Genomic DNA, 25,081 nt, shown 5'->3' with positions numbered 1-25,081 from the left:
GGGAGGAATTTAGAATGTCTCAAGTATTATTTGTAAAATCAAGTGACCGTACGGCTGAAGAAGGCGTATCCGTAAAATTATACGAAGCGTTTCTGGCTGCTTATAAAGAAAACAATCCGAATGATGAAGTGATCGAACTTGATCTTCATAAAGAAAACCTTCCTTACCTCGGAAGAGATATGATTAACGGAACATTCAAAGCTTCAAAAGGAATTGAAATGACAGACGAAGAGAAAAAACAAGCGTCAACTGCTGACATTTACTTAAATCAATTTGTCAAAGCTGACAAAGTCGTGTTTGCATTCCCGCTTTGGAACTTCACAGTGCCTGCTGTGCTTCATACTTATGTTGATTACCTGTCTCGTGCAGGAGTTACTTTCACATACACGCCTGAAGGCCCTAAAGGTCTGATGGGAGATAAAAAAGTAGCGCTCTTAAACGCACGCGGCGGCGTATATTCTGAAGGACCGATGGCATCTCTTGAAATGTCATTAAACTTCATGAAAACCGTCCTCGGTTTCTGGGGTGTCCAAGATCTTCACACTGTTGTCGTTGAAGGCCATAATGCTGCACCGGATAACGCTCAAGCGATCATTGAAAAAGGACTGCAAGAAGCGAAAGATCTGGCTGCAAAATTCTAATTTCCATTAACTCTTGCGCCCCTACAGGGTGTGAGAGTTTTTTCTATTATAGAAGAAACTGGCGGAAGTTTTCGAGCTGATCTTATATTGATATATTGATATATTGATATTTTGTCGAAAAAACAATTTTTATGTAGAATAAAGCATTTTTCACAAAGAAAAAAGGTTTTCTGTAAAAGAATTAACCCTCTTGCCAAAATACGACTGATGGTGTAGGATATAAGAGAAGCTACATTGTTCGTATTGTTAATTAAGTTTTAACCTTTAAGCTGTAATAGGGAGTTTTATATCGAAGCCGGAATGTCATGCCTCCATTGCAGAGGACGACAGGAACGCTTCTGCAAACACCCACTTTGAGGAGTGGTGGTTTAAAACTTTCTTACTTGCGTACGGCATACGTAGCGAAAGCCATTTCCCTTGCGGAGATGGCTTTTTATTTTGAATTGCCATTGAGCAGCGTACTTTATCAGTATGATAAAATGAAAGAATCAAAGACAAAGTGAGGTTTTACAACATATGCTGGAGAAAGCCCAATCCCTTCTGGCGCATTATTTTGGCTACGACAGTCTTCGCGCGGGCCAAAAGCAGGCGATACAATCAGTTGCAGAGGAGAGAAAAAACACGGTCTGCATTATGCCGACGGGGGGCGGAAAATCAATCTGCTATCAGATTCCCGCACTGCTGTTTGAAGGAACCACAATCGTTATTTCCCCTCTTATTTCCTTAATGAAAGACCAAGTCGACGCGCTTGAAGAAGCGGGTATCGCGGCAGCTTATATTAACAGCACCCAGACAAGCCGTGACATTCATGAGCGCCTGACCGGTTTGAAACAAGGGGCTTACCGGCTTTTTTACATCACACCGGAGCGTTTGACTTCTTCTGAATTCATTCACATCCTGCAGAATATTACGGTTCCTCTTGTCGCCATTGACGAAGCTCACTGTATATCGCAATGGGGACATGATTTCAGGCCGAGTTACCGGAATATCGAAATCCTTTTTAATGAATTAAAAGAACCGCCCGTCATCATCGCATTAACGGCGACGGCTACGCCTGAGGTTCATGATGACATCTGCAAGCAGCTTCATATTAAGAAAGAACAAACTGTATATACCGGTTTTGCCAGAGAGAATTTAACGTTTAAAGTAGTAAAGGGCGAAAACAAAGACCGGTTTATCGAGCAGTATCTGGAAAAAAATAAACACGAAGCCGGCATTATATATACAGCGACAAGAAAAGAAACCGACCGTTTATATGAGAAATTAAAACGCAGCGGCATCAATGCCGGCCGTTATCACGGCGGATTGGCGGATGATGACAGAAAAGACCAGCAGGAGCGGTTTCTTAACGATCAGATACAAGTGATGGTAGCTACGTCCGCTTTCGGAATGGGAATCGATAAGAGCAACATCAGATTCGTTTTACACGCGCAGATTCCGAAAGATATGGAGAGCTATTACCAGGAAGCCGGACGGGCCGGGCGCGATGGTCTTAACAGCGAGTGTGTGCTCTTGTTTTCGCCGCAGGATATTATGGTGCAGCGTTTTTTAATAGACCAATCGGCCGCCGGAGAAGAAAAACAAAAGCAGGATCTCAAAAAACTGAGACAGATGGTGGATTACTGTCATACGGAAGATTGCCTGCAGCGGTTTATTCTGAAGTATTTCGGCGAGAATGAGGCAGAAGCTTGCGAAGCATGCGGCAATTGCACTGATACAAGGACCGCCCATGACGTCACAAAAGAAGCGCAGATGGTATTATCATGCATCATCAGAATGAATGAGCGTTTCGGAAAAACGATGGTGGCGCAGGTGCTTAGCGGGTCAAAAAATAAAAAAGTGCTGGAAAACGGCTTCAGCAGCCTGTCCACTTACGGCATTATGAAGCATCAATCCGCAGCGGAAATCAGTGATTTTATCGAATTCCTTATTTCAGATGAATATATCAGAATGGCGGACGGCACATTTCCGACGCTTATGGTCACCCAAAAAGGCAGGGACGTTCTGCTTGGAAAAAGCGCAGTCGCGAGAAAAGAAGCCTTACAGGCCGCCGCCGTTACCGAGAATGATGAATTATTTGAGCTTCTCCGGCGTCTCCGCAAAGAGATTGCAGCTGAACAGGGCGTGCCTCCATTTGTCGTATTCTCAGATCAGACGTTAAAAGAAATGTCGGCGAAACTTCCGAAAACGGATCAGGATCTTCTTTCCGTAAAAGGGGTCGGGGAACAAAAAAGATTGAAATACGGAGCAGTTTTTTTAGAAGAAATCCGAAATTATGTAAGAGAAACAGAGTGAAAAAAAGTTTTTTTTAGAAATTTGCACATTGTGTTTTTCATTCGCGCCGGAAAAATCAGAAGCTTGAAAACCCTTGCTGTATCAGGGTTTCAGCAAGACTTACCAAGCGAGAGAAATGTTTCATGTAAAGGAACTGTAATCTAATTCAAATCGTTTTGTTATTGAACTGACATTTTCATATGTTACGATATCACCTGTTAGCCGCCAATAAAAAGCTAACAAGGGAGGATTTACTTATGAAGAAGACGATTATGTCCTTTGTCGCAGTTGCAGCAATTTCAACAACTGCATTTGGAGCTCACGCTTCTGCTAAAGAAATCACGGTGCAAAAGGGTGACACGCTCTGGGGGATCTCGCAAAAAAACGGAGTGAACCTAAAGGACTTAAAAGAATGGAATCAGTTATCTTCTGATTTAATCATTGAAGGAGAGAAACTGACTATTTCTTCAGTAGAAACAACCACATCTGGGCAGTACACAGTGAAGCAGGGCGACAGCCTCTGGAAAATTGCTCAGAAATTCGGAACATCAGTCGGCAATCTGAAAAGCTTGAATAACTTGCAATCAGATATAATTTACGCAGGCACAACGTTAAATGTGAAAGGTCAGGCTCAGGCTGCACAGCCGGCTCAAGAAGCCAGCCAGCCGCAAACTGAACAAAAACCAGCTGCTGAGACAGAACAGCCGAAACAAGAAGCTGTCAAAAACGAGCAGCCTAAACAAGAACCTGTTCAAGAACAACAACAACCTAAACAAGAAGCGAAGGCTGTCGAAGCAAAACAGCAGCCTGTTCAATCAAATACAAACCAACAAGAGCCTAAAAAGCAGCTGACAATGACTGCAACTGCTTACTCTGCTAACGACGGCGGCATTTCCGGTGTAACGGCAACCGGTGTTGACTTAAACAAAAACCCTGATGCAAAAGTCATCGCGGTAGACCCTAGTGTCATTCCGCTTGGCTCTAAGGTTTATGTTGAAGGTTACGGAGTGGCAACAGCAGCAGATACAGGCGGCGCAATTAAAGGAAATAAAATTGACGTATTTGTTGCAAAGAAAAGTGACGCTAACAACTGGGGCGTCAGAACAGTAAATGTTAAAGTATTAGACTAGTTTCATATAGAGATGAAGAACACAAGGCGAAATGCTTTGTGTTCTTTTTTTCTTCCCTTTTTTGACTGTATATAATCGTTATATGCGGAAAAAGAAAAAGTGTTTCTCTAATATAATAAGGAATGGATGTGAAAAAAGAATTGAAGGGATGAATCTGATGGAGCCGGAATGTATATGTTTATGGAATGCCTTCACAGAATCATCGGTGTTTCAAGCAGGTATATGCACCGCTTTCGCCATTGTGCTCGTTATCGGACTGTCTATGCCTGCTGTCAGGCTGTTTCAGGCGCTTGACAGAGGGAGAGGAAGGCCAGCCGTTATTGAAAAGGTGAGACGTACTGGCGTGATGAAGAATGGCAGGCACGAGCTTGTACTTATTTTAAACGTAAAAAACCAAGACGGAACGCATGATAAACGTGAACTGACACACGCCGTATATAATGAAGAGATCAGCCGTTTTTATGAAGGAGCTTCCGTATGGGTGACGGCAGCGGCCGGCGGACGAATGATGATCGCTCCGCGCACGCCGCGGCATAAGGCGTCAAAATAAAAAGACGGGGCGGTTTTCCCGTCTTTATGTATTAATGCCGATCGATCCATATCCGTCCGCCTTCTGAGCCGGCTTCTATCCTGCATGTTCCTCCGATCGGGAATGTCATCAAAGGGGAGGTATGGCCGAAATCAGCATTTGCGATAACAGGCATGGATGACAGTTCTTCTTTTGTACGGATGACGGCACGCAGAGCCTCCTCAGACACATTTGAAGCATGCTGGAAACGTCCGATGACAATTCCCTTCACGGCTGAAAAAGCGGGAAGGTGGATGAGTGACTGCAAATCCCGGTCAAACATATGAATGTCCGACATATGATCATCTTCTATAAACAGAATCACTTGCTCCATCTCCGGAAAGTATTCGGTGCCCTGCAGAAGATTCAGCGTGCATAGATTTCCTCCGATCAGTGTTCCTTCCGCATATCCGGGTTGAATAACGAGCGGTCCCGGATTCCGATAAAAACGTCTGTCCTCCTGGTTCAAATACCATTTATCATCACTCCACTCAGATGAAGGCTTTACCTCATACGGGTTGTCAGAAGCACAGCAGGCCAAGAAAGAGTCAATCGTATAGTCCAGCCCTTTTTTCATGGCAAATGAAGAAAAATGGGGACCGGAATATGTAATAAGGCCGGTTTTTTGATATATGGCATGGCCGAGAGCGGTAATATCTGAATAGCCGCAAAGGATTTTCGGATGCCGCTTGATGTTTTCATAATCAAGATAGCGAAGCAGCTGATTTGATTGGAACCCGCCGAGTGTCGTCAAAATCGCTTTTATGTCAGGATCAGCGAAAGCTTCGTGCAGATCCCGTACACGCGATTCAATGGATGATGAATCAAATTCATTTATTTCTTTCGCATTCTCTGAAAAAGAGACACGAAAGCCGAGCTCCTCCAATTTTGACTTTGCGGCAATTATATTTTCATCTGACATAACGGACATGCTTGTGGCCGGAGACACAATACGAATGCCGTCACCTTTTTTCAATTTTTCCGGATACAAAAAAAACCCTCCTTAAATGGTTTAATCTATTACACCATATTAACGAGGGTTTATCTATCATTTTTTACAGGTCGACCCATTTAATGCCGCCTGATTGCGTATCATTGTCAATCCAGACATCAAAGTGATGCTTTTCATAAAAATGAACGAGCCTGTCGACATGATCCCAATCACGCTTAGCGATGTCGCCCGTCACTTTCGGGATATTCTGCTCTCTGGCGATATGTTTTAAAAATTTCATGCAGATCGAGCCGTAGCCATGGTTCGGCGGGCCTTTAATGTCCCCGATATGAATGGCATTGTCATAATAAGAGGCGATCAGTGAAAAACAGCCTCTTCCCCGGTAGGCTGATTCACAATCAGTCAGCATAATCTTACATGTTTGGCCATCATCAATCGAGGAAACAATGATCCAATCGTCATTGTTCGATTGATCAATACCAAGCACTCGCGCGTCTTTTGATACATCTATCAGATTTTCCCGCATTCTAAAAATCTGAAATTCAAGTTTATGAAGCTCTTTTTCCAGCTCTTTCTGATCTCTTTCTTCTGCAGTAAACAAAATCATACTCCTTTCACAGCGTAAAAGTCTTAGTTAAACACAAGTATCCATTGTAGTAAATGATGTCTTGGTTTGTAAATGGGTTTTGCAAAAACTTTTTTAGAAAAGTCTGCCGTTTATATGTGGATTGACGTTTTTAAGGCGGTGCGGATAGGGAAAGGAACAGTGAGCAGCGGAAAAAGGAGGAATCTATAATGGCAATTGACTCACTCATCGGCAAATTGAAGTACGTAATGACGGAATCTCCTGATAAAATGCTTTCCTTATATGTAAATACGGATATGAGAAATCCGGATCAGCAGGGGGGAGAGTGGAAAATCGCCTTGAAAACCGGTTTTCGGAGATTAAAAGAGTATCTGTCTGCCAGTGATCCGGAAGAAGAAAAATCTCTCGTCCGCATCATGGAACGTGTCTATCAATATATCGATGGGCTTGGTAAAGAGATGCCGCGAAGTCTCGTATTTTTTGCGTCGGGAGAAGGCGGTATTTGGGAGACGATTGAATTGCAGGTGCCTGTTGAAACACGATTTTATTGGGAAGAGACGGCTGTCCTTGATCAATTAGAAATTCTTCGTGAACAATTTCCGAGCACGGCTTTTATTCTCACCCAGCAGAATGAAGTGAAGATCATAGAAACCGTACTCGGAAAAATTGAAGGAGTGGAGCATTATCATTACGACGTCATCAATGAATCGTGGAAACCGCAGGATGTAAGCGGAAGCCGCTCCGCGTCGATGGACGAAGACGCTGCCAAAGCCCACGTCGAAGAAAACCAAAACAGGCTGTATAAACGATTGGCTTCAAACCTTGATCAAAAGGCCGCTTCACACCAATGGGAGCGTCTCGTAATCGCAGGGGACAAAGAAACAGCCGATATTCTCGATCAGCATATGAATAAACCGATAGATCGGATCATTCCAAAAAATCTGTTGAATGAAAACGAACATAAGGTGATAGAAGAACTGTTGAAGGAAGCATGATATGACGAAAGGCCGGGTCTTAAACACCCGGTCTTTTTTAGGGCTTAAGTTTGTCTAATTTCTGACGAAGCGGGCGAAACCGTTGACATCAAAGCTGAATTCTCATACCATTTGGATAGTCAGTAAAATTGAGAGAGGTCATAAGATGAATCAGACAGAAAACAAACCTAAAAGTTATACCGGTATCGTGCTGACATTGACCGTTCTGATCAACGGGTTAATTGCGGTGCTGTTTTTTATGCCGAAATCGGGACAGGTCAGCATTGCCAATATTCATATTCTGCCGATGTTAAATGCCATTTTTAACAGCTTTACTTTTATCTTTTTGCTGGCAGCGCTCTTTATGATTAAGCAAAAAAATATTCAAGCGCATAAACGTTTTATTTTGGCGGCGTTTACGACGACTTTGCTGTTTTTGATCTGCTATGTCGTATACCACTCTGTGGCTGAAAATACTTTATTCGGCGGCCACGGCATCATTCGGGGGATTTATTTCTTTATTTTAATTACGCACATCTGTCTTTCCGCCGTTATCGTGCCGCTTGCGCTGTTTACGCTGATCAGAGGATTCAGCATGCAAGTGGAACGCCACAAAAAAATCGCGAGATGGACGATGCCGCTCTGGCTGTATGTCAGTCTGACGGGTGTCATTGTATACTTAATGATCTCACCGTATTATTAAAAAAAGCCGTGCTCTGCGCGGCTTTTTTTCTGTTGATTGAAAAAAGGCGCCTCATACAGGGCGCCTTTTACTCTTCAAGCGTTTCAAGTGTTGTTACATTTAAGGATTGTTCAACGGTTTTTGTTTTTGCTTTTACTTTTTCTGCGTACGTGTAATCACCATAGCAGTAGGGATAACGGAAATTGTCTTTGTTCCCTCCGCAAGTGTAAAGTTTCGGATTCTTTTTGACCTGCTGCTCGGAGTATTGTTTTGCCAGTTCCTCAGTATGTGATCCTCCATGTTCAGCCACAAAATCAATATAGCCGGCTCCCATGTTGTAGCTTTGTATAATCGTATCCAAGTCTACGCCTTTTTTCTTGCCTGTTTGGTACATGAGAGTGAATTGTTTGATTCCCTGTTTGATACTGGTTTGAGGGTTTTTAATCTCATTTCGCTTTAAACCCAGAGATTCTGAAGACTGCATGGGATCATTTCCTCTTCCTTTTGACTCCTGATATATCATGCCGAGTACAAGCGATGTATATTTGGTGAGTCCTTTTTCATCCAGCTCGTCTTCAACAAGCGGTTTGTAATCTGTCAGCCGTTCAAGCACGATCGGCTTGACATCAAACGGAAGACTTTTGAGCCATTCATTATTTGAAAATAACAGAATGAGGAAGAAGGAAACCATGACAAAAACACATATCATCATAAGACCCGCGGCAGCGAAACAGCCTTTTTTCTTTTTCTCCACTGTGTTTCACCCTCAATTTCAGGAGCATTATGACTTTTTCATTATGACACAGATGAATGCGCGAAACCAAGCGGAAACCCGTATTTGAAACATAAATTTAAAATAACGGTTCTTTTGTCAGGCGCAGGATGTATCTGCATCAATTGACATTTGGTATAATTGGGCTACTTGAGAAAAGAAGGGTGAGGTATATGACTGAATTTCACGAATCCGGAAACACAAATGACCCCGCTGTCGATTTAGATGAGGAAACTTTATTTTTGGTTGCCCAGACTTTTAAGGCGCTGTCTGATCCGACCAGAATCAGAATTCTCCATTTGCTGTCACAGGGTGAGCACGCGGTAAATGATATCGCAGAAAAGCTGAATTTGCTGCAGTCTACCGTTTCTCATCAGCTGCGTTTTCTTAAAAATCTGCGCCTCGTCAAATCACGCAGAGAAGGAACATCCATCTATTATTCTCCTGAGGATGAACATGTGTTAGATGTGCTTCAGCAAATGATTCACCATACGCGGCACGATTAAAAAACATCCCTGCTTTTTAGACAGGGATGTCAGCCGTACTGACTGTTATTGGTTTGGTCTCTGCTCGTTTTTAAAACATAAAAAGAGAAGCCGCTGTAATACACTGCGATGAAATAAAAGATACTGATGGTCAGCGGATCGGCCCCGACCGTTTGGCTGTATGCCTCCGGATGGGTAAAGTCCGCTGTGATCCGGTAAATTTCAATAACGCGATAAACAAATCTCGATAGGAATAACGTTAATAGAATAAGTTCAATCCACAGGTGAGTGCGAAAATACATTTTTCCGCGGCGTTCTTCAAAAGAAATGTTCCGTTTAGCAAACAGGACCAGAAGCCAGCCGCAAAAAGTGCCGAATATAAGATGGCCGTATAAAGCCGGGTGTGTGATGCTGAAAAACGCCAGAGCTGCGGCCAGCAATGAAAACAAAATCATTCTTGTATAAAGCCAGCGGGGTTTCAAAGGCTGAAAGCCGACGGACCGTTTCACCTTTTTATACAAAAAAAAGGCAATCATTAAGACAGGGCAGATGCTTTGAAGTGTGATATGCATGGTGTGGAACTCCCCCTCCGTTGAGTAGTGTATGCTTATCCGGCTGGTTTTAGTAGTCTGATTTATTCGCAGGCTGAAAGCATCTTTTATCACAGTATGCACGTTTCTTTTTTTTGCATAAGAGAAGCGCCCGCGCCTTTTTCAGGATTTAAACAGAAAACTCTTGATAAACTAACGGTATTAGTTATAATAAAACTAATGATATTAGTTTTTAGGGGGATGTTGATGAGAATCTTACAATACGGAACCGTTTGGCAGCTGACTTTTTTTCCAGCGCTTTTCCCGGTGAATTGTTATTTGGTTGAAGAAGAAGAAGGAGTAACCCTGATTGACGCCGGACTGCCTAACAGTCATAAAGGAATCAAACAAGCATTGCGGCAGCTTGGGAAGCCGCTGAATGACATATTACTCACCCACGCGCACGGGGATCACATCGGTTCGCTTGACTCATTAGCTGCGGAATTTCCGGATGCTTCCGTCTGTATTTCTGAGCGGGATTCTTTCTTGCTGAAAGGTGACACTTCATTATTTGAGCATGAAGCACAAACGCCGATAAAGGGGGGAGTGCCGAAAAATGTTCAGACCGAACCTGATCGCCTGCTGAAAGGCGGCGAGCGGATCGGATCTTTACTTGTCATTCCCGCTCCCGGTCATACGCCGGGAAGCCTCGCTTTTAAAGATATGAGAAATGATATGCTGATCGTCGGAGATGCCTTTCAAGTACGGGGCGGCCTTGCTGTTTCTGGGAAGCTGAAATGGAAATTTCCGTTTCCGGCTTTTGCTACGTGGAATAAAGAAGAAGCTGTAAAAACAGCAAGAACACTTATCGCTCATCAACCAAGCAGTCTGGCCGCCGGACATGGAAATGTTCTCTGCAATCCCGTTGAAATGATGGCTGAGGCTGTTGAGGAAGCCGAACGAAGCCTGCCGGGAGGCCGATCATAATGTCACCGAGAGTCGGAATGAGCCTTGACATGATATTGAGAGCTGCAGCAGGCATCGCTGACGAAAAAGGGCTAAACGAAGTGACGCTTGCGGCTGTTGCAAAGTCCTTAAACGTAAAACCGCCTTCCCTTTACAATTTTGTCAATGGCCTTCAAGGAATTAAAGCAGAGCTGGCTGTCTCCGGTTTAACTATGTTATATGAAAAAATGGCGGCCTCTGCAGAAGGACTGACGGGCGAAACGGCTTTGCTTGCTCTTGCCGATGCCTATATCAATTTCGCCGAAGCCAATCCCGGATTATATGACGCAACATTTCAAAAGATAAAAGACGGGCGGATTGAGAATCTGTCAAGCCTGCTTGTAGAGCTTGTTGTCAGGCAGCTGACTGCTAACGGTTATGCACAGTCTGACACTGCGATTCATGCTGCGAGAGGACTGAGGAGCCTTCTTCACGGATTTGCCGTGTTGAGAAAACAGAGTGCATTTGAATTAACCGAATCAATTAAGGAAAGCCGGAAGTTTGCAGTTGTTGCTTTTCTAAGAGGTTTGCAGGAGAGGGAACAATAATATTATTATGTAAACTAAATAAAAAGACGCATCATGTAAAAAGGAGGGACAAATGGATTCATTACAACATATCATTTGTGAGCGGCGCACCTATTCACATATATTTGATTCTCATGCACACACATACTGCCAAATGCTCTTTCCGCTCGAAGGACAGCTGGACCTGGAGACAGAAAGACGTAAAATCAGATTAAAACCTGATCAAATGCTGTATATTCCGCCCGGGCATGAACATCGGTTCCGTTCTTTGGAGCGAAATGAATGTCTCGTTCTCGACATACCGGCATATTTTTTCAAAGGTTCATTTGCCCCCCGCGTTCTGAATAAGCTTGATCCTTTTTGGACATCGATTCGGTTTCTGCTGACAGAAGAGACAAAGCAGCAGTCGGCTCATTCATTGAGTCTGCTTGCAGAATATATTGCTGAAAAGATACAAGAAAACCGTACAAATGATTCAATTGCGTATATCCGCCGAAATCTCTCGAAGACTTTTACAATTAAAGAGCTTGCCGCAACGGAACATTACCACCCGGCGTATTATTCCGACTGGTTTAAAAAGCAGACGGGGAAAAGCCCGCAAGCTTATATTGCTGAGCTCCGTATGAAGAAAGCGGAACAAATGCTTATTGAAACAAAATGCCGGCTGACAGACATCAGTCAGGAGGTCGGCTTTCAAAATTTGTCTTCCTTTACCAGATGGTTTGTCAGACATAAGGGAATAACGCCGCGCTTCTTCCGAAACACCTTTCAATCTGATAAATAATCCTGAAAATCGGTTAAATAAACTGCTTCTTTTTTTGGTATCATGATTGTAAAAAAGGAGTTTTTGATATGGCAGTCATCGAAGATTTTATCAAGCTTGATCTTAGAATAGGAACGGTCGTAAAAGCGGAAGTATTCCCGGAAGCAAAGGTGCCGGCCATTAAGATGACAATAGATTTCGGCGAAGAGATCGGCATGAAACAATCAAGCGCCCAGATTACAAAACGGTACGAACCGGGTGATCTGATGGGCAGACAGGTTACAGCTATTGTCAACTTTCCGCCGCGGCGGATCGCCGGATTTAAGTCAGAAGTTCTCGTTCTCGGCGGCATCCCGGAAAAAGGAGACGTTGTCCTGCTTACGCCAGAGCAGACAGTACCGAACGGAACGAAAATCGGATAATAAAAAAAGACGTTTGCAGAAGCAAACGTCTTTTGCGTATTGAGGCGATACACCACACGCCACATTCGTGTGTGCCGCAAGGGCATGTGCATCGGCTTACACAATTCAGCTCATCGCTATATCAATATAGCATGGCGGGTGCGGAAATGCAAGAGATTTTTTAATATATGTTATATCTGGCTTTGTTTTACCGATCCCAGATTCCTTCGTGTAAGGTTTCATTTGAAATTTTATGATCTTGAATAAAGCAGTTCGACAAATGCAAGAGATTCATCTAATCTTATATCCTATGGTAAAATTTAGACAGAAAGAAGCAGAAAGGAGCCGTAAATGAAAGTATTTGAAGCAGCCTCGTTCATTTCAGCCGCAGAAAAGCGGGCAAAACAATACGATCAGATTAGAGAACAATTTATCAATCTCAGAAAAGCGTTTCAGGGAATGGCTGACTTAGACGACAGTGAGTTTTCAGGCAAAGGCGCAGACAACATCAAAGCATTCTTTCAAGATCACGCCGGTGTCACAGACAGCTGGCTTGATCTGATCGATATGAAGATTGCGTTTCTTAACAGTATTTCAGGAAAAGTAGCTGATGCCGGATTGGGCGATTCGTTTGTGGAAGAGTCCTTTTTAGAACACGAGCTGATCCATGCGAAGAATCAATCACAAGCCATCATGCAGGAGCAGCGCAATGAAATGAAAGGTATCCTTGATGAAATCAGCGATATCATTCATCTTGATGTTTTCTCTACAGAAGATGTCGATCAAAAGCTTGAGTCAGCAGATAAAAAAAGGAACGATACCATACATAAACTCGGAAAGCTTGATCACGATCTAACGAAAGAATACGCAGAAACCGAGGCAAATGAACATTTCATTCAGGCAGATTTTCAACAGCTCCAAAACGCTAGGGGAAAAGGGAAAAACGCCACTCCGCTTCACTATAACGCCAAGGCATACAGGGAAAGTGACATACATAAGAAAAAAGGCGAGATTGCAAGACATTCAGACACATATTTAACGTTTAAGAAGGAAGAAGCAAAAGAGCGGGAAATCAAGGATCTGAAGAAAAAGCTCGCTGACGGTGTGACCGATCCGGATGAATATTTGGAAATTGCAAATAAGATCGGCTATGAAAACCTTGAACCTTCCCAGCAGCAATATGTCATTCAGCTTGAACAAGCAAAACAGCTGGAAGAAGCCGGAGAAGTGACTTGGGATATTTTAAAAGGAGCCGGCATCGGCCTTTATGATGTCGGGAAAGACACGGTTAGCGGGTTATGGGACTTCATAACCGATCCGGGAGAAACCTTGTCAGCACTGGGGAATGCAGTACTTCATCCAGTAAAAACATATGATGCTGTTTCAGCAGCAATCGAGGAATCGTATCAAAAAGATATGGTGAACGGAGATGCTTACTCCAGATCAAGATGGGTGACATATGCAATTGGTTCAGCAGCTGTGGCTGTCGTCGGAACGAAAGGCGCAGGAGCCGTTAACAAAGCTGATGCGGCGGGGAAAGTCATAAACAAGGCAGGACAGGCAGGGAAGAAAATTAAAGACGTTAAACTTCCAGAACTGCTTCCTTATAACTCTAAATATGATCTTGCTCTGTCGGGTGACGTACCATACAATGTGGTTGACAGCCAAAACCTTAAAAATGAACTTTTGACCAATGCAAAGAAAATCCCGGATGGAACGAGAAAGCCGTTTACTGGTCAAGAAATAAACCTTCCTTGGTTAAATAAAGAAAAGTATGGTGCCTTTGAGGTTAAGGGCAAGGTAAAAGCAAAGGGAAAAGTTAAAGACATAAGCCGCAGAGTGTATACTATGAAAGATATTGATATGAACCAAAAAAATCGTAAAGGCCTTACGAATCTTCAATTAATGAAAAGTGGAAATGCACCTTTTGCGAAAGATGGGACACAAATAAATCTACACCATTTAATTCAAGAGGAACCTGGTCCAATGCTTGAAATTCCAAATAGCTTACATACTAAATATAGCGGCATTATCCATAGGCTTAAATCTGATGGTGAAAGCTTTAGAAACGATCCGGTTTTAAAAGCCCAGTATGATAATTTCCGAGACAGGTATTGGAAATGGAGAGCAAAACAATATGAAAAATAAAAAAGGAATGAGAGATATCAATGGACTTATATGAAAAAACTATAGAGTTTATAACTGAAAATAAAGCAGACAGTTATTTTACTAGAGGAATAAGTGAAAAAGAGATTATTAATATAGAGAAGGAGCTCCAACTACAACTTCCTGATAGTTATAAATGGTTTCTGAGAAACTTTGGCTCTGGCGGCTTATATGGAATTGATATTTTAGGGTATGACTTTGGCGGGGCTTCGGTAGTTGAAACCACAGAGGAATATCGTAATTATTATCATTTATCTGATGGACTTGTGATATTAGAAGATATTGATTTTTTTGCTTATGCCTTAGATACTAATAAAATGAACAGTAATAATGAATGCCCTGTTTTTATTTGGGATAGAGTACTTGGATACCAAGACAAGCTAGCCGACAGCTTTATTGAATTTTTCTACAGAAGGTTGCTTGAAAAAAAAGAAAACTGGGAAGAAGATGAAGACTGGGACGATTAATAAAAGAAAGCTCTCTATTAGAGAGCCTTTTTCAGATTTTCAATTTTTAACAGGCTTTATAATGAGCAAACAGGCATTACTCAAAATACTCGCCGCGCCTATCCAAAGCAGCCATTGTGTTGCGGTCAGCCTTGAGGCAGTTAGGATAAAGAGTCCAATGGCAATTGATATATAATTGCCGGCTCGGTCCAGTTTACGGTTGCAATGAATTTTATATTTAGCATGAGAAATAAATTGATCAATTTTATCTTTCAGCTCATAGCATTTTTCCTTCATTTTATCCTCTGTTTCTTTTACTTTTCGATAAAGCATATTATTCATCGTCTGCACTCCCATATCGCCGTTTTGAAAATTCAGCCATGATTTTTTCTTCATAGTCATCTGAGATGAATTGTGCCTGATCTTCAACTTTCAAATGTGCTTTTTCTTCAAAACCATCCTGTTCTTCACCATCAAAACGATAAAGTTTTTGCAATAGCCTCCAGAATGTTTCAATTTCATCAGTTGTGAAGTCATGAAACATATCCGCTAAAAAATAGGTGGATTTTTCTGAACAGGAAATTAACGCTTTTTTTCCTTCAGCGGTAATCTCAATATTGATTGCACGTTTATCCAGTTTGCTTGGCACAGTGTGAACATATCCTTTTTTCGCGAGGCTTGAAATTAATTTGTTAGCGGTTTGTTTTGTTGTGCCCAGCTTTTTAGCGATATTCATAAGTGTGGTATCTTCCGTCGGTAAATGGGCAATAGCAATAAGAGTCATGTGCTGTCGGGAAGTCAACATTTCTAAGTATTCGTCCCCCCGAGCCTGCACTTTATTGACAACCGAAAATAATGATGCGTAACTTTGTTGCATAACATGCAGTTCCTTCATTAATAAATTAATATCCATAAGGTATCTCCTATCTTAATTGTCACCATGTTGACAATTATAATATACAACGAAATGGGGAACAAGTCAACATGGTGACTAATTGGAGGGGTTACGGCTGTTTTCAAAAATGTCACAGGCAGTCGGAGTGTTTACAGAAGGGGTAATAAGTATAATAAATGCGAAAAGGGCATTAATCCAAAGTGAGAAGGTGTTTGACATGCAGAAAGTGAACTGGTCAGAACAGTATGAATGGTTCAATAAACAAGATGAAAAAGACGGGCGTTTAATGGCGCTCCTTCGTCATGAGCTTACATATGAGGAAGTCATACGGTTATATATGAAAGGGTTTTATTTGAAATCAAAAGAAGGGGATGTTTCGTTAAGTAAGAACGATATCCATCGTATGTTTGGGGTTGAAGAGAGAAAGGGCGGCACATCTTGATGAACGGGAAGAGAAAAACCCTTCCCGCTTTTCATGGAAGCTGTTATTCTTTTTCCAGCATGGAAGTCAGCCATTCTCTTAACGCAGTTTTCTGTACATACCGCTTTCCGTTTCTCGTGATATGCGGAATGTCGGAGGTGTCGGGCACGATTTGTTTCGCTTCTTCCTTGGTAACTCCGAAATAATACCAATATAGAAGTGTAAATCTTTTTCTTTAATGAGAATGTGGTCAGTGTGTTCATGAGGATCAGGTGATTTAAAGTTTTTCAATCCGTCTCCTATGAAATATCCGGCTAAAGCGATTCCGATGCCGGTATGATATCCATACAGCAAACCTCCAATAAACGTTATCATTTTTTATACGGTGAAGCCGGCCGAAAGGATTCAGCCTTCATCAAAACCGCCGGGCGTTTATTGCGGGCGGTTTTGATTGCTGAGCTTTTCCACCTGCACCTTTCCGGAGAAGAAAACAGCGCCTCCGCCCATATCCGCCAGCCGATCGGGCGTGAGCGAATTGACGAGCTGTTTTTTATCATCCATATCGGCCCAAAGACCTTGGCTGACTGCAACGCCGGGAAGCACCTGTTCGCCGACCGAAACTGTCAATTCACACTCTCCGCGGTGATTCCAAACTCTAACGGTTTCCCCGTCTTCTATGTTCCGGCGTACAGCATCTTCTGTATGAATAAAAAGCTTTGGCGCTTTTTCCAGTTTTACGTGTTTTTCATTATTCGAAAATGTCGAATTTAAAAAATTATGATTCGGTCCCGGGACAAATAAAAGCGGAAAATCGCCATCGCTCTCAAGAGGGATGTGTGTCGGCAGCGCCGGATAACCGTCTTGTTTCATCTTTTCAGAATATAATTCAATTTTTCCGCTCGGTGTCTTGAGCTGTCCCGGAAAAAGCGGTTTTTTCCGTTTGGCTTTCATGAAGGAATGGCGTGAGAGCGATTCGTAATCAATATCCTCGATATACGGATTGTCGGGAAAGTCCAGCGCCTGTCTGATCAATTCTTCATCGGAATCCTGAAGCTCCTGCTCGGTAAATCCCATTGCTCCGGCAAGCAAACGGAACACTTCCGTATTCGATTTGCTGTCCCCGTAGGGTTCGATCACCGGTTTTTGCAGCTGAATAAAATGATGCCAGTAAGACGTGTAAAAATCCGTGTTTTCAAAAGCGGATGCAGCAGGGAGCACGATATCCGCATATTTGGCGGTTTCCGTTAAAAACAGATCGTGAACGACTGTAAATAAATCCTCCCGCAGCAGGCCTTTTCTGACTTTATTCGCTTCCGGCGCAACCACTGCGGGATTCGTACCGTAAATAAACAGGGAGCGCACGGGCGGTTTTGTTTCTAAAAGAACGCTTCCGAGCCTGTTCATATTAAATGATCGTGGCTTCCTGCCGTAAAGCAGATCAGGCCGCTGGAGCGCTTGTCTGTTATAGTTTAATACCGCGCTGTTGTGCTTGATTGCGCCTCCTCCGGTGTTGAGCCACTGTCCTGTAACAGCCGGAAGGCAGGCAACGGTGCGGACGATCATTCCGCCATTGTCATGGTGCTGAATGCCGTTTCCGATCCTGATAAGGGAAGGGGAGGTTTCCCCGTACATTCTCGCAAGGCGTCTGATATCGTCGGCTTTAACGCCTGTAATAGCAGAAACTGTTTCCGGATCATAGTGTTTGACATGCGCTTTTAATTCGTCACTGCCTTCGGTGTATTCTGTGAGAAATGCTTCATTGTGAAGGTTTTCGTCGAATAAGACATGCATGATACCGAGGGCGAGTGCGGCATCTGTGCCGGGGCGAATGGGAATAAACCAATCGGCAAGCCGGCCGGTTTGGTTCTTATGTACATCGATAACGACAATTTTAGCCCCTTTTTTCCGGGCTTTTTGAGCAATCATGACTTGGTGCATATTCGTGCTGACGGCATTGATCCCCCAAAAAATAAAGAGCTTTGCATGTATGGTCTCCTCCGGATCAGTACCCGCTCCTTCTCCCATTGTATAGTTATAGCCTTCAGAACCGGCTTTGCTGCAGATCGTCCGTTCGAGATGACTCGCTCCGAGACGATGGAAAAAACGGCGGTCCATTCCCTCTGCCGCCAGTTTTCCCATATTGCCGTAAAAGCTGTACGGAAGAATGCTTTCCGCTCCTTCTTCGGCAATAAGCTCTTTCCAGCGCGCACTGATCGTATTGATCGCTTCCTCCCAGGAAATAGGCGCAAACGCGGCTTCACCTTTTTTACCGATCCGTTTTAACGGAACGGTTACGCGCTTTTCATCATAAATGCGCTCAGCCATGTGTCTGACTTTGTTGCAAATATTCCCTGATGTGACCGGGTGATCGGGGTCTCCCTGAATGTTAACGATTTTTCCGTCTTTTTTTGTCACAAGCAAGCCGCATTGATCGGGACAGTCTAGTGAGCATACCGACTTAAAGACCCCGTTCGGCTGTGTTGCAGCAGAATTCATAGCCCATTTCTCCTCTTTGTTTATATTGTAAGCATTATAACATTTCAAAATCGAACGTCAATTCAGAAAAAAAGTGTTGACATCACGGAAAGACTTTTCTATGATGAGTTTATTCTTTTAAACAGCCTGACAATTTCATCATTTTATTTTCTATCCAGAGAGGTGGAGGGACTGGCCCTACGAAACCTCGGCAACATTTATTGTGCCAATTCCAGCAAGCGTATGCTTGAAAGATAGGAAAGAATGATCTATACATATTTGTGCGCTTCAAGCGCATAAAGACGGTATATGAATCTCTTTCCTTCTTTGGGGAAAGAGATTTTTTTATGACAAAATTTATGTGAAAAGGATGTTTTGCACCATGACGGTTTTAATTACCGCACCATATCACGACGAGGGGCTGAAGGAGCTGACTGAGCTGTTCGGCCGGACTGTGCACCGGCCGTGGAAGAAGCACGGCCGGGCCTATCGGGAAGATGAATTGATCCGAATGATTCAAGAGACAAACGCGTCGGGGCTTATCACTGAACTTGATGAGGTGTCTGAGCGTGTTATTGACATATTGCCTGATTCCGCTTTTATCGGTGTCTGCAGAGGAATGCCGTCTAACGTGAATATTGCGGCGGCGACTAAAAGAAAAATCCCCGTTTTCTTTACACCGGCCCGCAATGCCCAGGCTGTTGCTGAAATGTTTATCGGAAATGTGATTTCATTTTTGCGTCATACGTATTCTTCCCATCAGTGGCTGAAGGACGGGAAGTGGAACGGTGATTATTTGCAGGCTTACGTCAAATTCAGAGGAAATGAGCTGACGGGGAAAACAGTCGGCCTTATCGGTTTCGGAGCTGTCGGACAGAGAATCGCCCGGCTATTGGCCGCTTTTGACTGCAAGGTGCTTTACTATGATCCATTTGTCCATCGTGAAAACCGGGAGTATGAAAAAACGACGATTGAACGGGTATTTTCTGAAAGTGATATTGTTTCCGTTCACTTACCGCGCACAGAAGAAACCATCGGCCTTATCGGCGCCCGGCACTTTCAATTGATGAAACAGGAAGCTGTTTTTGTCAATACGTCAAGAGCGGCGGTTACAGACAGGGAAGAGCTGCTGCGGGTGCTGAAAGAACGGCGGATTAAGGGAGCGATCCTTGACGTGTTTTATCACGAACCGCCTGAATCTTCTGATTATGAACTAATCTCTTTGCCGAATGTGTTAGCGACTCCCCATTTAGCGGGCGCAACATTTGAAGTGGAAGATCATCATGTGAAGATTTTAAATGAAGCGCTTTTCAAATGGAAACAAGATCAAACCTGCTCAATACGTGAACTTTATAACAAAAGAGAACTTGAAACGGAAGGATGAGGCTGTAATGGCTGAACAAAAAGGCTACCTTGTATTTGATATCGGGACGGGGAATGCGCGAGTCGCGGTCGTGACTTCTGGCGGCGAAGTGACCTCGCTTGAAAGGGAAGACATTGAATATGTGACGGATCCGCTTTATCCGGACGGACGATATTTCTCACCGGAAGGGTTATGGAAGCAAATCAGCGCTATGGCAAGGAAGGTTATTGGCAAAAGCCCTCATATTACATTAATCGGAATCACCTCTACAAGCCAGAGGCAGGGAATTGTTCTGATCAATAAAGATAAAAAGGCATTTCTCGGTCTGCCCAACATTGATAACAGAGGCCGTGAATGGGAAGACGGGATTGAGGCAAAAGAAGAAGTGCATCAGCAAACCGGACGTCTTCCGAGCGCTTTATTTTCCGCCATGAAACTTGTCGGATTAAAAGCTAGACAGCCGTCTTTATGGAAAGAAGTGAAGTACATCACAAGCATCAGTGACTGGGTGACATTTGAGCTGAGCGGTATTTTAAGCTATGAACCGTCACAGGCTGCTGAAACACTGCTGTTTGACGTAAGGAAAAAGGCGTGGTCAGAGAAATTATGCAACATCTTCGGTGTGCCTTCTGCCATTCTTCCTTCACTCGTCCGATCTGGGACGGTTGTCGGAATGTTAACGTTTAAGAAAGCGGCGGTTCTCGGCCTTTCTGAAAGAGTGCCTGTGATTGCAGGCGGGGGAGACACACAGCTTGCCATCAAAAGTGCAGATGCAAAGCCGGGAGATATCGTCATCGTATCCGGCACGACGACGCCGATTACAAAGATAACAGCGGAGACCGGAACCGAAAGTTTAGAGAATGCATGGCTGAATTGCCATACAGAAGAAGGTCAATGGCTTCTTGAAACGAATCCGGGTGTAACAGGACTCAATTATCAAAAATTAAAATCCATTTTTTATCCGAATGAATCCTACGGCGTTATGGAACGGGAAATCGCAAGTCTGCCGAAACATGATCATGCTTGTATTTCTGCGTTAGGCTCCTATTTATCGCCTGAGAAAAACGCACTGGCAAAAGGCGGATTTATTTTTGACGCTCCGCTGTCCCAAAACTTAAGCAGAGCCCATTTTGTCAAAGCCGCACTGCTGGAAATCGCTTTTTCAATCAAATGGAACTATGAGGCGTTAATAGAGGTGGCTTCCTTTTCACAAGATGATGTGAAGGTGTGCGGCGGCGGTTTCCAAAGTGATGCTTTGACGCAGTTTCTTGCTAACCTTCTCCAAAAGAAAATCTATAAGAGAGAGGGGTTCAGCCAGGCATCCGCAATGGGAGCGGCGATGATTTGCAACGAAGCTCTCGGTGTGAAAGCAGAGCTTTCGAGCCGCACAAAGGTAATTGAGCCGGAAGCGGATCAGACGGATCTCTTCCTATATGAAGAATGGAAACATACGCAAAAATTATTTACTCATTTTCAGCCGGCGGTGAAAGCCTGACTTGGGGATGAGGTGACAACATGAAAGATTGCTGAGGAGGAACAAAAATGCTTAATAAAATAGGAATTCCAAAACAGCTCGCATGGGGATTTTTGGGAGTCGTGCTGTTTATGATGGGGGACGGCCTTGAACAAGGCTGGCTCAGCCCGTTTTTAGTTGAAAACGGCTTGACGGTACAGCAATCAGCATCCCTGTTTACAGTTTACGGTATTTCTCTCGCTGCGGCGTCTTGGTTTTCAGGGGTCTGCCTCGAAGCCTTCGGCGCAAAGCGGACGATGTTTATGGGGCTGTTGTTTTACGTGATCGGAACAGCCGCGTTTATCGCATACGGATTTGAAAATCTTAATTTGCCGGTGATGTATGTCACGTATTTTATTAAAGGGCTGGGTTATCCGCTGTTTGCCTATTCTTTTTTGACATGGGTGATTTACCGGTCGCCGAAAAACAGGCTCAGTACGGCGGTCGGCTGGTTCTGGATTGCATATTGCTGCGGGATGTTTGTATTCGGTGCTTGGTATTCAAGCTGGGCCATCAAATCCTTCGGCTATTTGAATACACTGTGGAGTTCAATTTTCTGGGTCTGCCTCGGCGCGTTTTTTGCTTTGATTTTAAATAGGGACCGCTTTGAAAAGAAAAAGGCAGATAAGCGGGAAAAGGCGCAGGAATTAATGAAGGGAATCACCATCCTTGCTGAAAATCCGCGCGTGCTCTCTGGGGGGATCATTCGGATCATTAACAGCATCGGAACATACGGATTTCCGGTATTTCTTCCGATGCATATGGCGCAGCACGGCATTTCTACAAATGTATGGCTTCAAATTTGGGGAACGATTTTTCTCGGAAATATCGTCTTTAACTTAATCTTCGGCGCAGTCGGCGATGCCTTCGGCTGGAAAAAGACTGTCATGTGGTTCGGGGGAGTGGGCTGCGGCATTTTTACTCTTTTATTATATTATGCTCCTGTTGTATCACATGGGAACTTGCTTTTCGTCAGCATCGTCGGTTTTATATGGGGAGGGCTCCTCGCCGGGTTCGTTCCGATCGGGGCTATCGTGCCGACGGCGGCCGGCAGCGATAAAGGTGCTGCCATGTCTGTGTTAAATCTGGCTGCGGGCCTGTCGGCATTTGTCGGCCCCGCGCTTGCCTGGGCGTTCATCGGGCTTGTCGGCGCACAAGGCGTTGTATGGATTTTCGCAGCGCTCTATTTCGTAAGTGCAATCTTGACCAATCAAATCAAAATACCTGAAGAGAAAACGGCAAAACACAATAAAGCATTGCCTGAATACGCTTCTTAACAGCACCGCCCCGAAAATTCGGGGCGTTTTTTTACAGCTGCTGAAGAAACCCGGCAAAGCGCTGAATTTGTTCACGTAACGATTGTTTGTTTTCGTGAAATTGTTTGAAACGATGTCCGTTTGCTCCGGACGGATGCGGGAAGCCTTCCAGAATGACCGCATGACCCATTCTGCCGTTCTTCTTCAGCATGCGGCAGGCTGATTCTGCTGCTTTGCCGAGAGGGATAAGCAGAATGTCCTTTTTCATCATTTCTATTTCATCCGGAAAACATGTCAGCGCGTAACGGCTGAGAAGAGCTGACCTGCTGATTGCCGGCCGATGTCCCGTATAGTTTTTCTGTTTATAAAAAACAGGGTGTTTGATAACGGACGTTGTATGAAGAAGCTCCCGTTTTGAATCAAATAACCGGGATGAATCCTCAACGTGAAGCGCGGCCGGCAGACCGCATTCATTAAGCATTTCGATGATGTTCTGCCTCATTGAACCGGAAAGTCCGGCCGCTTTTTTTGTTTCATAGGCTATCGTTTCAAAAGTTTCGCCATCTTTTAAAAGCTGTGCCGCTTTTTTGTAAGCCAGCTGCATTTGAAAAAAACCGGGTGTGATTCCGGAAATGGCAACGACTGCATAAGGGTTAATATATTCATTATGAGGCGAATAATACAAATCCAGATCTCCGTCCTTAGCTAAATGGAAAGCCGGAGTCAGCAAATCCGATTTTGTAAACCCTCCCGAAGAAGATAGTGCTTTAAGCTGCTGCAAAAAATGCGCAAGCCGCTCACGATCGCAAATCATGTTATGCCTCCTTGGATCCGCGCCAGTTTCTCTTAGTGTCATCAAAAACGTCGGATGACATGCAGGCTCATAAACCGCTTTTACCGGCGTTCCAGAGCATTTTCAGCACGTGAGGCGTTCCTTTAACTTCGGCTGCCGTCGTTTGCACGGCTGTTTTTTTAGTAAGAAAGTCTTCCTGCAGTTCTTTCTGCTTTTGTGATAACAAACGGGTTTCTGTTTTGATTTCATCAACGGACGTCTGCATGGACGCTGTCACGGCGTTAATCTTCTTTATATCAGGCGCTGTGTTTCTTTTAAAATGGACGGCGGATACGGCTGCATAAATTAATGCGGCAGCCGCAACGGCAGCACTGATATACAAAATGATGATCATCTGCTTTTCACTCCTTTTTTTCAGTTGATACCCTTTACGGATCGTGTTGAATCATTTTATTTGCTAATTGTTTTTTTTCTGCTTATAATGTGAAATCGTACATAAGGACATTCAGAAAGGGTGAAAGACGTGGAAAGTTTACAAAACAAAACGGCTCTTATCACGGGTGCGGGCAGAGGAATCGGCCGCGCCGCCGCTATCGCTTTAGCCAAAGAAGGAGTCAATATCGGTTTAATCGGCCGCACAGAAGCAAATGTCGAAAAGGTTGCGGAAGAAGTGAAAGCCCTTGGTGTAAAGGCATCATTCGCTGCTGCCGATGTAAAAAACCAAAAAGAGGTAGAGCAAGCCGTCTCCTCTATTAAAGAAGAACTCGGTGAGATTGACATCTTGATTAACAATGCCGGAATCAGCAAATTCGGCGGATTTTTGGATCTTACGCCTGAAGAGTGGGAAGACATCATTCAAGTGAATGTAATGGGTGTATACCACGTGACACGCGCCGTTCTACCTGAAATGATTGAGAGAAAATCAGGAGATATCATTAATATTTCTTCTACGGCGGGCCAAAGAGGCGCCGCGGCGACAAGTGCGTACAGCGCTTCTAAATTTGCCGTTCTCGGTCTGACTGAATCTCTCATGCAGGAAGTCAGAAAACACAATATCCGTGTCAGCGCAATGACTCCGAGCACGGTTGCCAGCGACATGTCTATTGAATTAAATCTGACAGACGGCAATCCGGAAAAAGTCATGCAGCCTGAGGATCTTGCAGAATATATGGTTGCTCAATTGAAATTACATCCGCGCATTTTCATCAAAACTGCCGGTTTGTGGTCAACTAATCCTTAAACAAAAGGGGACCTGTCTTCGTGACGGGTCTTTTTTTGTTTCCGCAACCCGAATAAATGGGCATAAAGATCCGTTTTTGCAGAAAAAAGAGTGAAAAAGAAACCGATATCAGCTATAATTAAACTAAATAAACTATGTACCAAATGTTCATTAAAATTATTTTTCCCCGCCTCTAAAAAACAAATCAATACAAACCAAACTGTCCGAACAATAAAAGGGAAAA

Annotated in this window: 27 protein-coding genes, 1 other RNA gene, 1 pseudogene and 1 riboswitch; of the genes and pseudogenes, 19 read left to right on the top strand and 10 right to left on the bottom strand. The window is 43.8% G+C overall.

Annotated features, from left to right (window positions below):
- Positions 1–14 precede the first annotated feature (14 nt).
- The 5 genes from JNUCC22_RS09600 (at position 15) to JNUCC22_RS09580 (ending at position 4,595) form a co-directional block, all read left to right on the top strand.
- Positions 15–641, top strand: coding sequence for an FMN-dependent NADH-azoreductase (locus JNUCC22_RS09600; RefSeq protein ID WP_003153791.1), 627 nt, complete (start codon positions 15–17; stop codon positions 639–641).
- Positions 642–864: 223 nt separating this feature from the next.
- Positions 865–1,050, top strand: a non-coding RNA gene (gene ssrS, locus JNUCC22_RS09595) — 6S RNA.
- Positions 1,051–1,157: 107 nt separating this feature from the next.
- Entirely contained in the window at positions 1,158–2,936 is a 1,779-nt protein-coding gene (recQ, locus tag JNUCC22_RS09590; RefSeq protein WP_216061662.1) for a DNA helicase RecQ, read from the top strand.
- 236 nt (positions 2,937–3,172) lie between these two features.
- Positions 3,173–4,045, top strand: coding sequence for a 3D domain-containing protein (locus JNUCC22_RS09585; RefSeq protein ID WP_003153795.1), 873 nt, complete (start codon positions 3,173–3,175; stop codon positions 4,043–4,045).
- Between the two features lie 157 nt (positions 4,046–4,202).
- On the top strand, positions 4,203–4,595 hold the full coding sequence (locus JNUCC22_RS09580) for a hypothetical protein (protein ID WP_216061661.1): 393 nt from the start codon (positions 4,203–4,205) through the stop codon (positions 4,593–4,595).
- Between the two features lie 31 nt (positions 4,596–4,626).
- Here the strand turns inward: JNUCC22_RS09580 and JNUCC22_RS09575 are convergent, their stop codons facing one another.
- Together JNUCC22_RS09575 and JNUCC22_RS09570 are read right to left on the bottom strand one after the other, a co-directional pair.
- Complete coding sequence (locus JNUCC22_RS09575) at positions 4,627–5,604, bottom strand: S66 family peptidase (protein WP_216061660.1); 978 nt, start codon at positions 5,602–5,604, stop codon at positions 4,627–4,629.
- A 64-nt stretch (positions 5,605–5,668) separates the two neighbouring features.
- Complete coding sequence (locus tag JNUCC22_RS09570) at positions 5,669–6,166, bottom strand: N-acetyltransferase (protein WP_007407988.1); 498 nt, start codon at positions 6,164–6,166, stop codon at positions 5,669–5,671.
- A 194-nt stretch (positions 6,167–6,360) separates the two neighbouring features.
- On the opposite strand from JNUCC22_RS09570, the gene JNUCC22_RS09565 reads away from it, so the two are divergent.
- Both JNUCC22_RS09565 and JNUCC22_RS09560 read left to right on the top strand, forming a co-directional pair.
- Positions 6,361–7,146: a VLRF1 family aeRF1-type release factor gene (locus JNUCC22_RS09565; RefSeq protein WP_072589162.1), complete on the top strand. Its 786-nt coding sequence runs from the start codon at positions 6,361–6,363 to the stop codon at positions 7,144–7,146.
- 145 nt (positions 7,147–7,291) lie between these two features.
- Positions 7,292–7,828 carry a DUF420 domain-containing protein gene (locus JNUCC22_RS09560; RefSeq protein ID WP_007407990.1) on the top strand — a complete coding sequence of 179 codons (537 nt, stop codon included), beginning with the start codon at positions 7,292–7,294 and terminating at the stop codon, positions 7,826–7,828.
- A gap of 67 nt (positions 7,829–7,895) precedes the next feature.
- Here the strand turns inward: JNUCC22_RS09560 and JNUCC22_RS09555 are convergent, their stop codons facing one another.
- On the bottom strand, positions 7,896–8,561 hold the full coding sequence (locus JNUCC22_RS09555; protein WP_003153802.1) for a lysozyme family protein: 666 nt from the start codon (positions 8,559–8,561) through the stop codon (positions 7,896–7,898).
- Between the two features lie 191 nt (positions 8,562–8,752).
- Here JNUCC22_RS09555 and czrA point away from each other — a divergent pair, with 191 nt between their 5' ends.
- Positions 8,753–9,085 carry a Zn(II)-responsive metalloregulatory transcriptional repressor CzrA gene (czrA, locus tag JNUCC22_RS09550; RefSeq protein ID WP_007407993.1) on the top strand — a complete coding sequence of 111 codons (333 nt, stop codon included), beginning with the start codon at positions 8,753–8,755 and terminating at the stop codon, positions 9,083–9,085.
- Positions 9,086–9,114: 29 nt separating this feature from the next.
- Here the strand turns inward: czrA and JNUCC22_RS09545 are convergent, their stop codons facing one another.
- On the bottom strand, positions 9,115–9,636 hold the full coding sequence (locus JNUCC22_RS09545) for a CcdC protein domain-containing protein (RefSeq protein ID WP_015417617.1): 522 nt from the start codon (positions 9,634–9,636) through the stop codon (positions 9,115–9,117).
- Between the two features lie 225 nt (positions 9,637–9,861).
- Here JNUCC22_RS09545 and JNUCC22_RS09540 point away from each other — a divergent pair, with 225 nt between their 5' ends.
- From JNUCC22_RS09540 to JNUCC22_RS09515, 6 genes are all read left to right on the top strand, one after another.
- Positions 9,862–10,581, top strand: coding sequence for an MBL fold metallo-hydrolase (locus tag JNUCC22_RS09540; RefSeq protein WP_020955928.1), 720 nt, complete (start codon positions 9,862–9,864; stop codon positions 10,579–10,581).
- Entirely contained in the window at positions 10,581–11,147 is a 567-nt protein-coding gene (locus JNUCC22_RS09535) for a TetR/AcrR family transcriptional regulator (protein ID WP_020955927.1), read from the top strand. The genes JNUCC22_RS09540 and JNUCC22_RS09535 overlap by 1 nt, the downstream gene beginning before the upstream one ends.
- 52 nt (positions 11,148–11,199) lie before the next feature.
- Positions 11,200–11,910, top strand: a complete 711-nt coding sequence (locus tag JNUCC22_RS09530) for an AraC family transcriptional regulator (protein WP_216061659.1) — start codon at positions 11,200–11,202, stop codon at positions 11,908–11,910.
- Between the two features lie 68 nt (positions 11,911–11,978).
- A complete protein-coding gene (gene csaA / locus JNUCC22_RS09525; protein ID WP_007407998.1) occupies positions 11,979–12,311 on the top strand; it encodes a chaperone CsaA in 333 nt (110 codons plus the stop codon).
- 330 nt (positions 12,312–12,641) lie between these two features.
- On the top strand, positions 12,642–14,438 hold the full coding sequence (locus JNUCC22_RS09520; protein WP_046702305.1) for a T7SS effector LXG polymorphic toxin: 1,797 nt from the start codon (positions 12,642–12,644) through the stop codon (positions 14,436–14,438).
- 20 nt (positions 14,439–14,458) lie between these two features.
- Positions 14,459–14,923, top strand: a complete 465-nt coding sequence (locus JNUCC22_RS09515; protein ID WP_007408000.1) for an SMI1/KNR4 family protein — start codon at positions 14,459–14,461, stop codon at positions 14,921–14,923.
- Between the two features lie 39 nt (positions 14,924–14,962).
- On the opposite strand, the gene JNUCC22_RS09510 is transcribed toward JNUCC22_RS09515, so the two are convergent.
- Both JNUCC22_RS09510 and JNUCC22_RS09505 read right to left on the bottom strand, forming a co-directional pair.
- The gene (locus JNUCC22_RS09510; RefSeq protein WP_046702306.1) at positions 14,963–15,244 is read right to left on the bottom strand and encodes a hypothetical protein; all 282 of its coding nucleotides are present in this window, start codon (positions 15,242–15,244) and stop codon (positions 14,963–14,965) included.
- Complete coding sequence (locus JNUCC22_RS09505) at positions 15,237–15,815, bottom strand: MarR family winged helix-turn-helix transcriptional regulator (protein WP_032869940.1); 579 nt, start codon at positions 15,813–15,815, stop codon at positions 15,237–15,239. The genes JNUCC22_RS09510 and JNUCC22_RS09505 overlap by 8 nt, the downstream gene beginning before the upstream one ends.
- A 199-nt stretch (positions 15,816–16,014) precedes the next feature.
- Here JNUCC22_RS09505 and JNUCC22_RS09500 point away from each other — a divergent pair, with 199 nt between their 5' ends.
- Positions 16,015–16,239, top strand: a complete 225-nt coding sequence (locus JNUCC22_RS09500; protein WP_032866462.1) for a hypothetical protein — start codon at positions 16,015–16,017, stop codon at positions 16,237–16,239.
- Between the two features lie 43 nt (positions 16,240–16,282).
- Here the strand turns inward: JNUCC22_RS09500 and JNUCC22_RS19530 are convergent.
- A pseudogene (locus JNUCC22_RS19530) lies at positions 16,283–16,593 on the bottom strand (hypothetical protein).
- Positions 16,594–16,650: 57 nt separating this feature from the next.
- Positions 16,651–18,714 (bottom strand): molybdopterin oxidoreductase family protein, encoded by a 2,064-nt coding sequence (locus JNUCC22_RS09495; RefSeq protein WP_216061658.1) that lies wholly within the window; start codon positions 18,712–18,714, stop codon positions 16,651–16,653.
- Positions 18,715–18,861: 147 nt separating this feature from the next.
- A riboswitch (SAM riboswitch) is annotated at positions 18,862–18,954 on the top strand.
- A 121-nt stretch (positions 18,955–19,075) separates the two neighbouring features.
- Here JNUCC22_RS09495 and JNUCC22_RS09490 point away from each other — a divergent pair.
- Genes JNUCC22_RS09490 through JNUCC22_RS09480 form a run of 3 tightly spaced genes read left to right on the top strand, consistent with a single transcriptional unit; the run spans position 19,076 to position 22,846 of the window.
- Positions 19,076–20,077, top strand: coding sequence for a 2-hydroxyacid dehydrogenase (locus JNUCC22_RS09490; protein WP_046702308.1), 1,002 nt, complete (start codon positions 19,076–19,078; stop codon positions 20,075–20,077).
- 7 nt (positions 20,078–20,084) lie between these two features.
- Positions 20,085–21,551, top strand: coding sequence for an FGGY-family carbohydrate kinase (locus JNUCC22_RS09485; RefSeq protein WP_046702309.1), 1,467 nt, complete (start codon positions 20,085–20,087; stop codon positions 21,549–21,551).
- Between the two features lie 47 nt (positions 21,552–21,598).
- The gene (locus JNUCC22_RS09480; RefSeq protein ID WP_124934937.1) at positions 21,599–22,846 is read left to right on the top strand and encodes an RbtT/DalT/CsbX family MFS transporter; all 1,248 of its coding nucleotides are present in this window, start codon (positions 21,599–21,601) and stop codon (positions 22,844–22,846) included.
- A gap of 31 nt (positions 22,847–22,877) precedes the next feature.
- Here the strand turns inward: JNUCC22_RS09480 and JNUCC22_RS09475 are convergent, their stop codons facing one another.
- Both JNUCC22_RS09475 and JNUCC22_RS09470 read right to left on the bottom strand, forming a co-directional pair.
- Positions 22,878–23,639 (bottom strand): hypothetical protein, encoded by a 762-nt coding sequence (locus tag JNUCC22_RS09475; RefSeq protein ID WP_007407342.1) that lies wholly within the window; start codon positions 23,637–23,639, stop codon positions 22,878–22,880.
- 67 nt (positions 23,640–23,706) lie between these two features.
- Positions 23,707–24,012: a DUF948 domain-containing protein gene (locus tag JNUCC22_RS09470; RefSeq protein WP_032866226.1), complete on the bottom strand. Its 306-nt coding sequence runs from the start codon at positions 24,010–24,012 to the stop codon at positions 23,707–23,709.
- Positions 24,013–24,141: 129 nt separating this feature from the next.
- On the opposite strand from JNUCC22_RS09470, the gene JNUCC22_RS09465 reads away from it, so the two are divergent.
- Positions 24,142–24,858: a 3-ketoacyl-ACP reductase gene (locus JNUCC22_RS09465; RefSeq protein WP_007407344.1), complete on the top strand. Its 717-nt coding sequence runs from the start codon at positions 24,142–24,144 to the stop codon at positions 24,856–24,858.
- The last annotated feature ends 223 nt before the right edge of the window (positions 24,859–25,081 follow it).

It is taken from the genome of Bacillus sp. JNUCC-22 (assembly GCF_018861275.1).
Lineage (GTDB): Bacteria > Bacillota > Bacilli > Bacillales > Bacillaceae > Bacillus > Bacillus velezensis.
This window is presented reverse-complemented; position numbering and strand designations above follow the sequence as displayed.

What these genes read in the sequence shown, in the direction of transcription:
- JNUCC22_RS09600 (WP_003153791.1), top strand. Translation starts at nt 15, where the DNA reads ATGTCTCAAGTATTATTTGTAAAATCAAGTGACCGTACGGCTGAAGAA.
- recQ (WP_216061662.1), top strand. Translation starts at nt 1,158, where the DNA reads ATGCTGGAGAAAGCCCAATCCCTTCTGGCGCATTATTTTGGCTACGAC.
- JNUCC22_RS09585 (WP_003153795.1), top strand. Translation starts at nt 3,173, where the DNA reads ATGAAGAAGACGATTATGTCCTTTGTCGCAGTTGCAGCAATTTCAACA.
- JNUCC22_RS09580 (WP_216061661.1), top strand. Translation starts at nt 4,203, where the DNA reads ATGGAGCCGGAATGTATATGTTTATGGAATGCCTTCACAGAATCATCG.
- JNUCC22_RS09565 (WP_072589162.1), top strand. Translation starts at nt 6,361, where the DNA reads ATGGCAATTGACTCACTCATCGGCAAATTGAAGTACGTAATGACGGAA.
- JNUCC22_RS09560 (WP_007407990.1), top strand. Translation starts at nt 7,292, where the DNA reads ATGAATCAGACAGAAAACAAACCTAAAAGTTATACCGGTATCGTGCTG.
- czrA (WP_007407993.1), top strand. Translation starts at nt 8,753, where the DNA reads ATGACTGAATTTCACGAATCCGGAAACACAAATGACCCCGCTGTCGAT.
- JNUCC22_RS09545 (WP_015417617.1), bottom strand. Translation starts at nt 9,636, where the DNA reads ATGCATATCACACTTCAAAGCATCTGCCCTGTCTTAATGATTGCCTTT.
- JNUCC22_RS09540 (WP_020955928.1), top strand. Translation starts at nt 9,862, where the DNA reads ATGAGAATCTTACAATACGGAACCGTTTGGCAGCTGACTTTTTTTCCA.
- JNUCC22_RS09535 (WP_020955927.1), top strand. Translation starts at nt 10,581, where the DNA reads ATGTCACCGAGAGTCGGAATGAGCCTTGACATGATATTGAGAGCTGCA.
- JNUCC22_RS09530 (WP_216061659.1), top strand. Translation starts at nt 11,200, where the DNA reads ATGGATTCATTACAACATATCATTTGTGAGCGGCGCACCTATTCACAT.
- csaA (WP_007407998.1), top strand. Translation starts at nt 11,979, where the DNA reads ATGGCAGTCATCGAAGATTTTATCAAGCTTGATCTTAGAATAGGAACG.
- JNUCC22_RS09520 (WP_046702305.1), top strand. Translation starts at nt 12,642, where the DNA reads ATGAAAGTATTTGAAGCAGCCTCGTTCATTTCAGCCGCAGAAAAGCGG.
- JNUCC22_RS09515 (WP_007408000.1), top strand. Translation starts at nt 14,459, where the DNA reads ATGGACTTATATGAAAAAACTATAGAGTTTATAACTGAAAATAAAGCA.
- JNUCC22_RS09510 (WP_046702306.1), bottom strand. Translation starts at nt 15,244, where the DNA reads ATGAATAATATGCTTTATCGAAAAGTAAAAGAAACAGAGGATAAAATG.
- JNUCC22_RS09505 (WP_032869940.1), bottom strand. Translation starts at nt 15,815, where the DNA reads ATGGATATTAATTTATTAATGAAGGAACTGCATGTTATGCAACAAAGT.
- JNUCC22_RS09500 (WP_032866462.1), top strand. Translation starts at nt 16,015, where the DNA reads ATGCAGAAAGTGAACTGGTCAGAACAGTATGAATGGTTCAATAAACAA.
- JNUCC22_RS09495 (WP_216061658.1), bottom strand. Translation starts at nt 18,714, where the DNA reads ATGAATTCTGCTGCAACACAGCCGAACGGGGTCTTTAAGTCGGTATGC.
- JNUCC22_RS09490 (WP_046702308.1), top strand. Translation starts at nt 19,076, where the DNA reads ATGACGGTTTTAATTACCGCACCATATCACGACGAGGGGCTGAAGGAG.
- JNUCC22_RS09485 (WP_046702309.1), top strand. Translation starts at nt 20,085, where the DNA reads ATGGCTGAACAAAAAGGCTACCTTGTATTTGATATCGGGACGGGGAAT.
- JNUCC22_RS09480 (WP_124934937.1), top strand. Translation starts at nt 21,599, where the DNA reads ATGCTTAATAAAATAGGAATTCCAAAACAGCTCGCATGGGGATTTTTG.
- JNUCC22_RS09475 (WP_007407342.1), bottom strand. Translation starts at nt 23,639, where the DNA reads ATGATTTGCGATCGTGAGCGGCTTGCGCATTTTTTGCAGCAGCTTAAA.
- JNUCC22_RS09470 (WP_032866226.1), bottom strand. Translation starts at nt 24,012, where the DNA reads ATGATCATCATTTTGTATATCAGTGCTGCCGTTGCGGCTGCCGCATTA.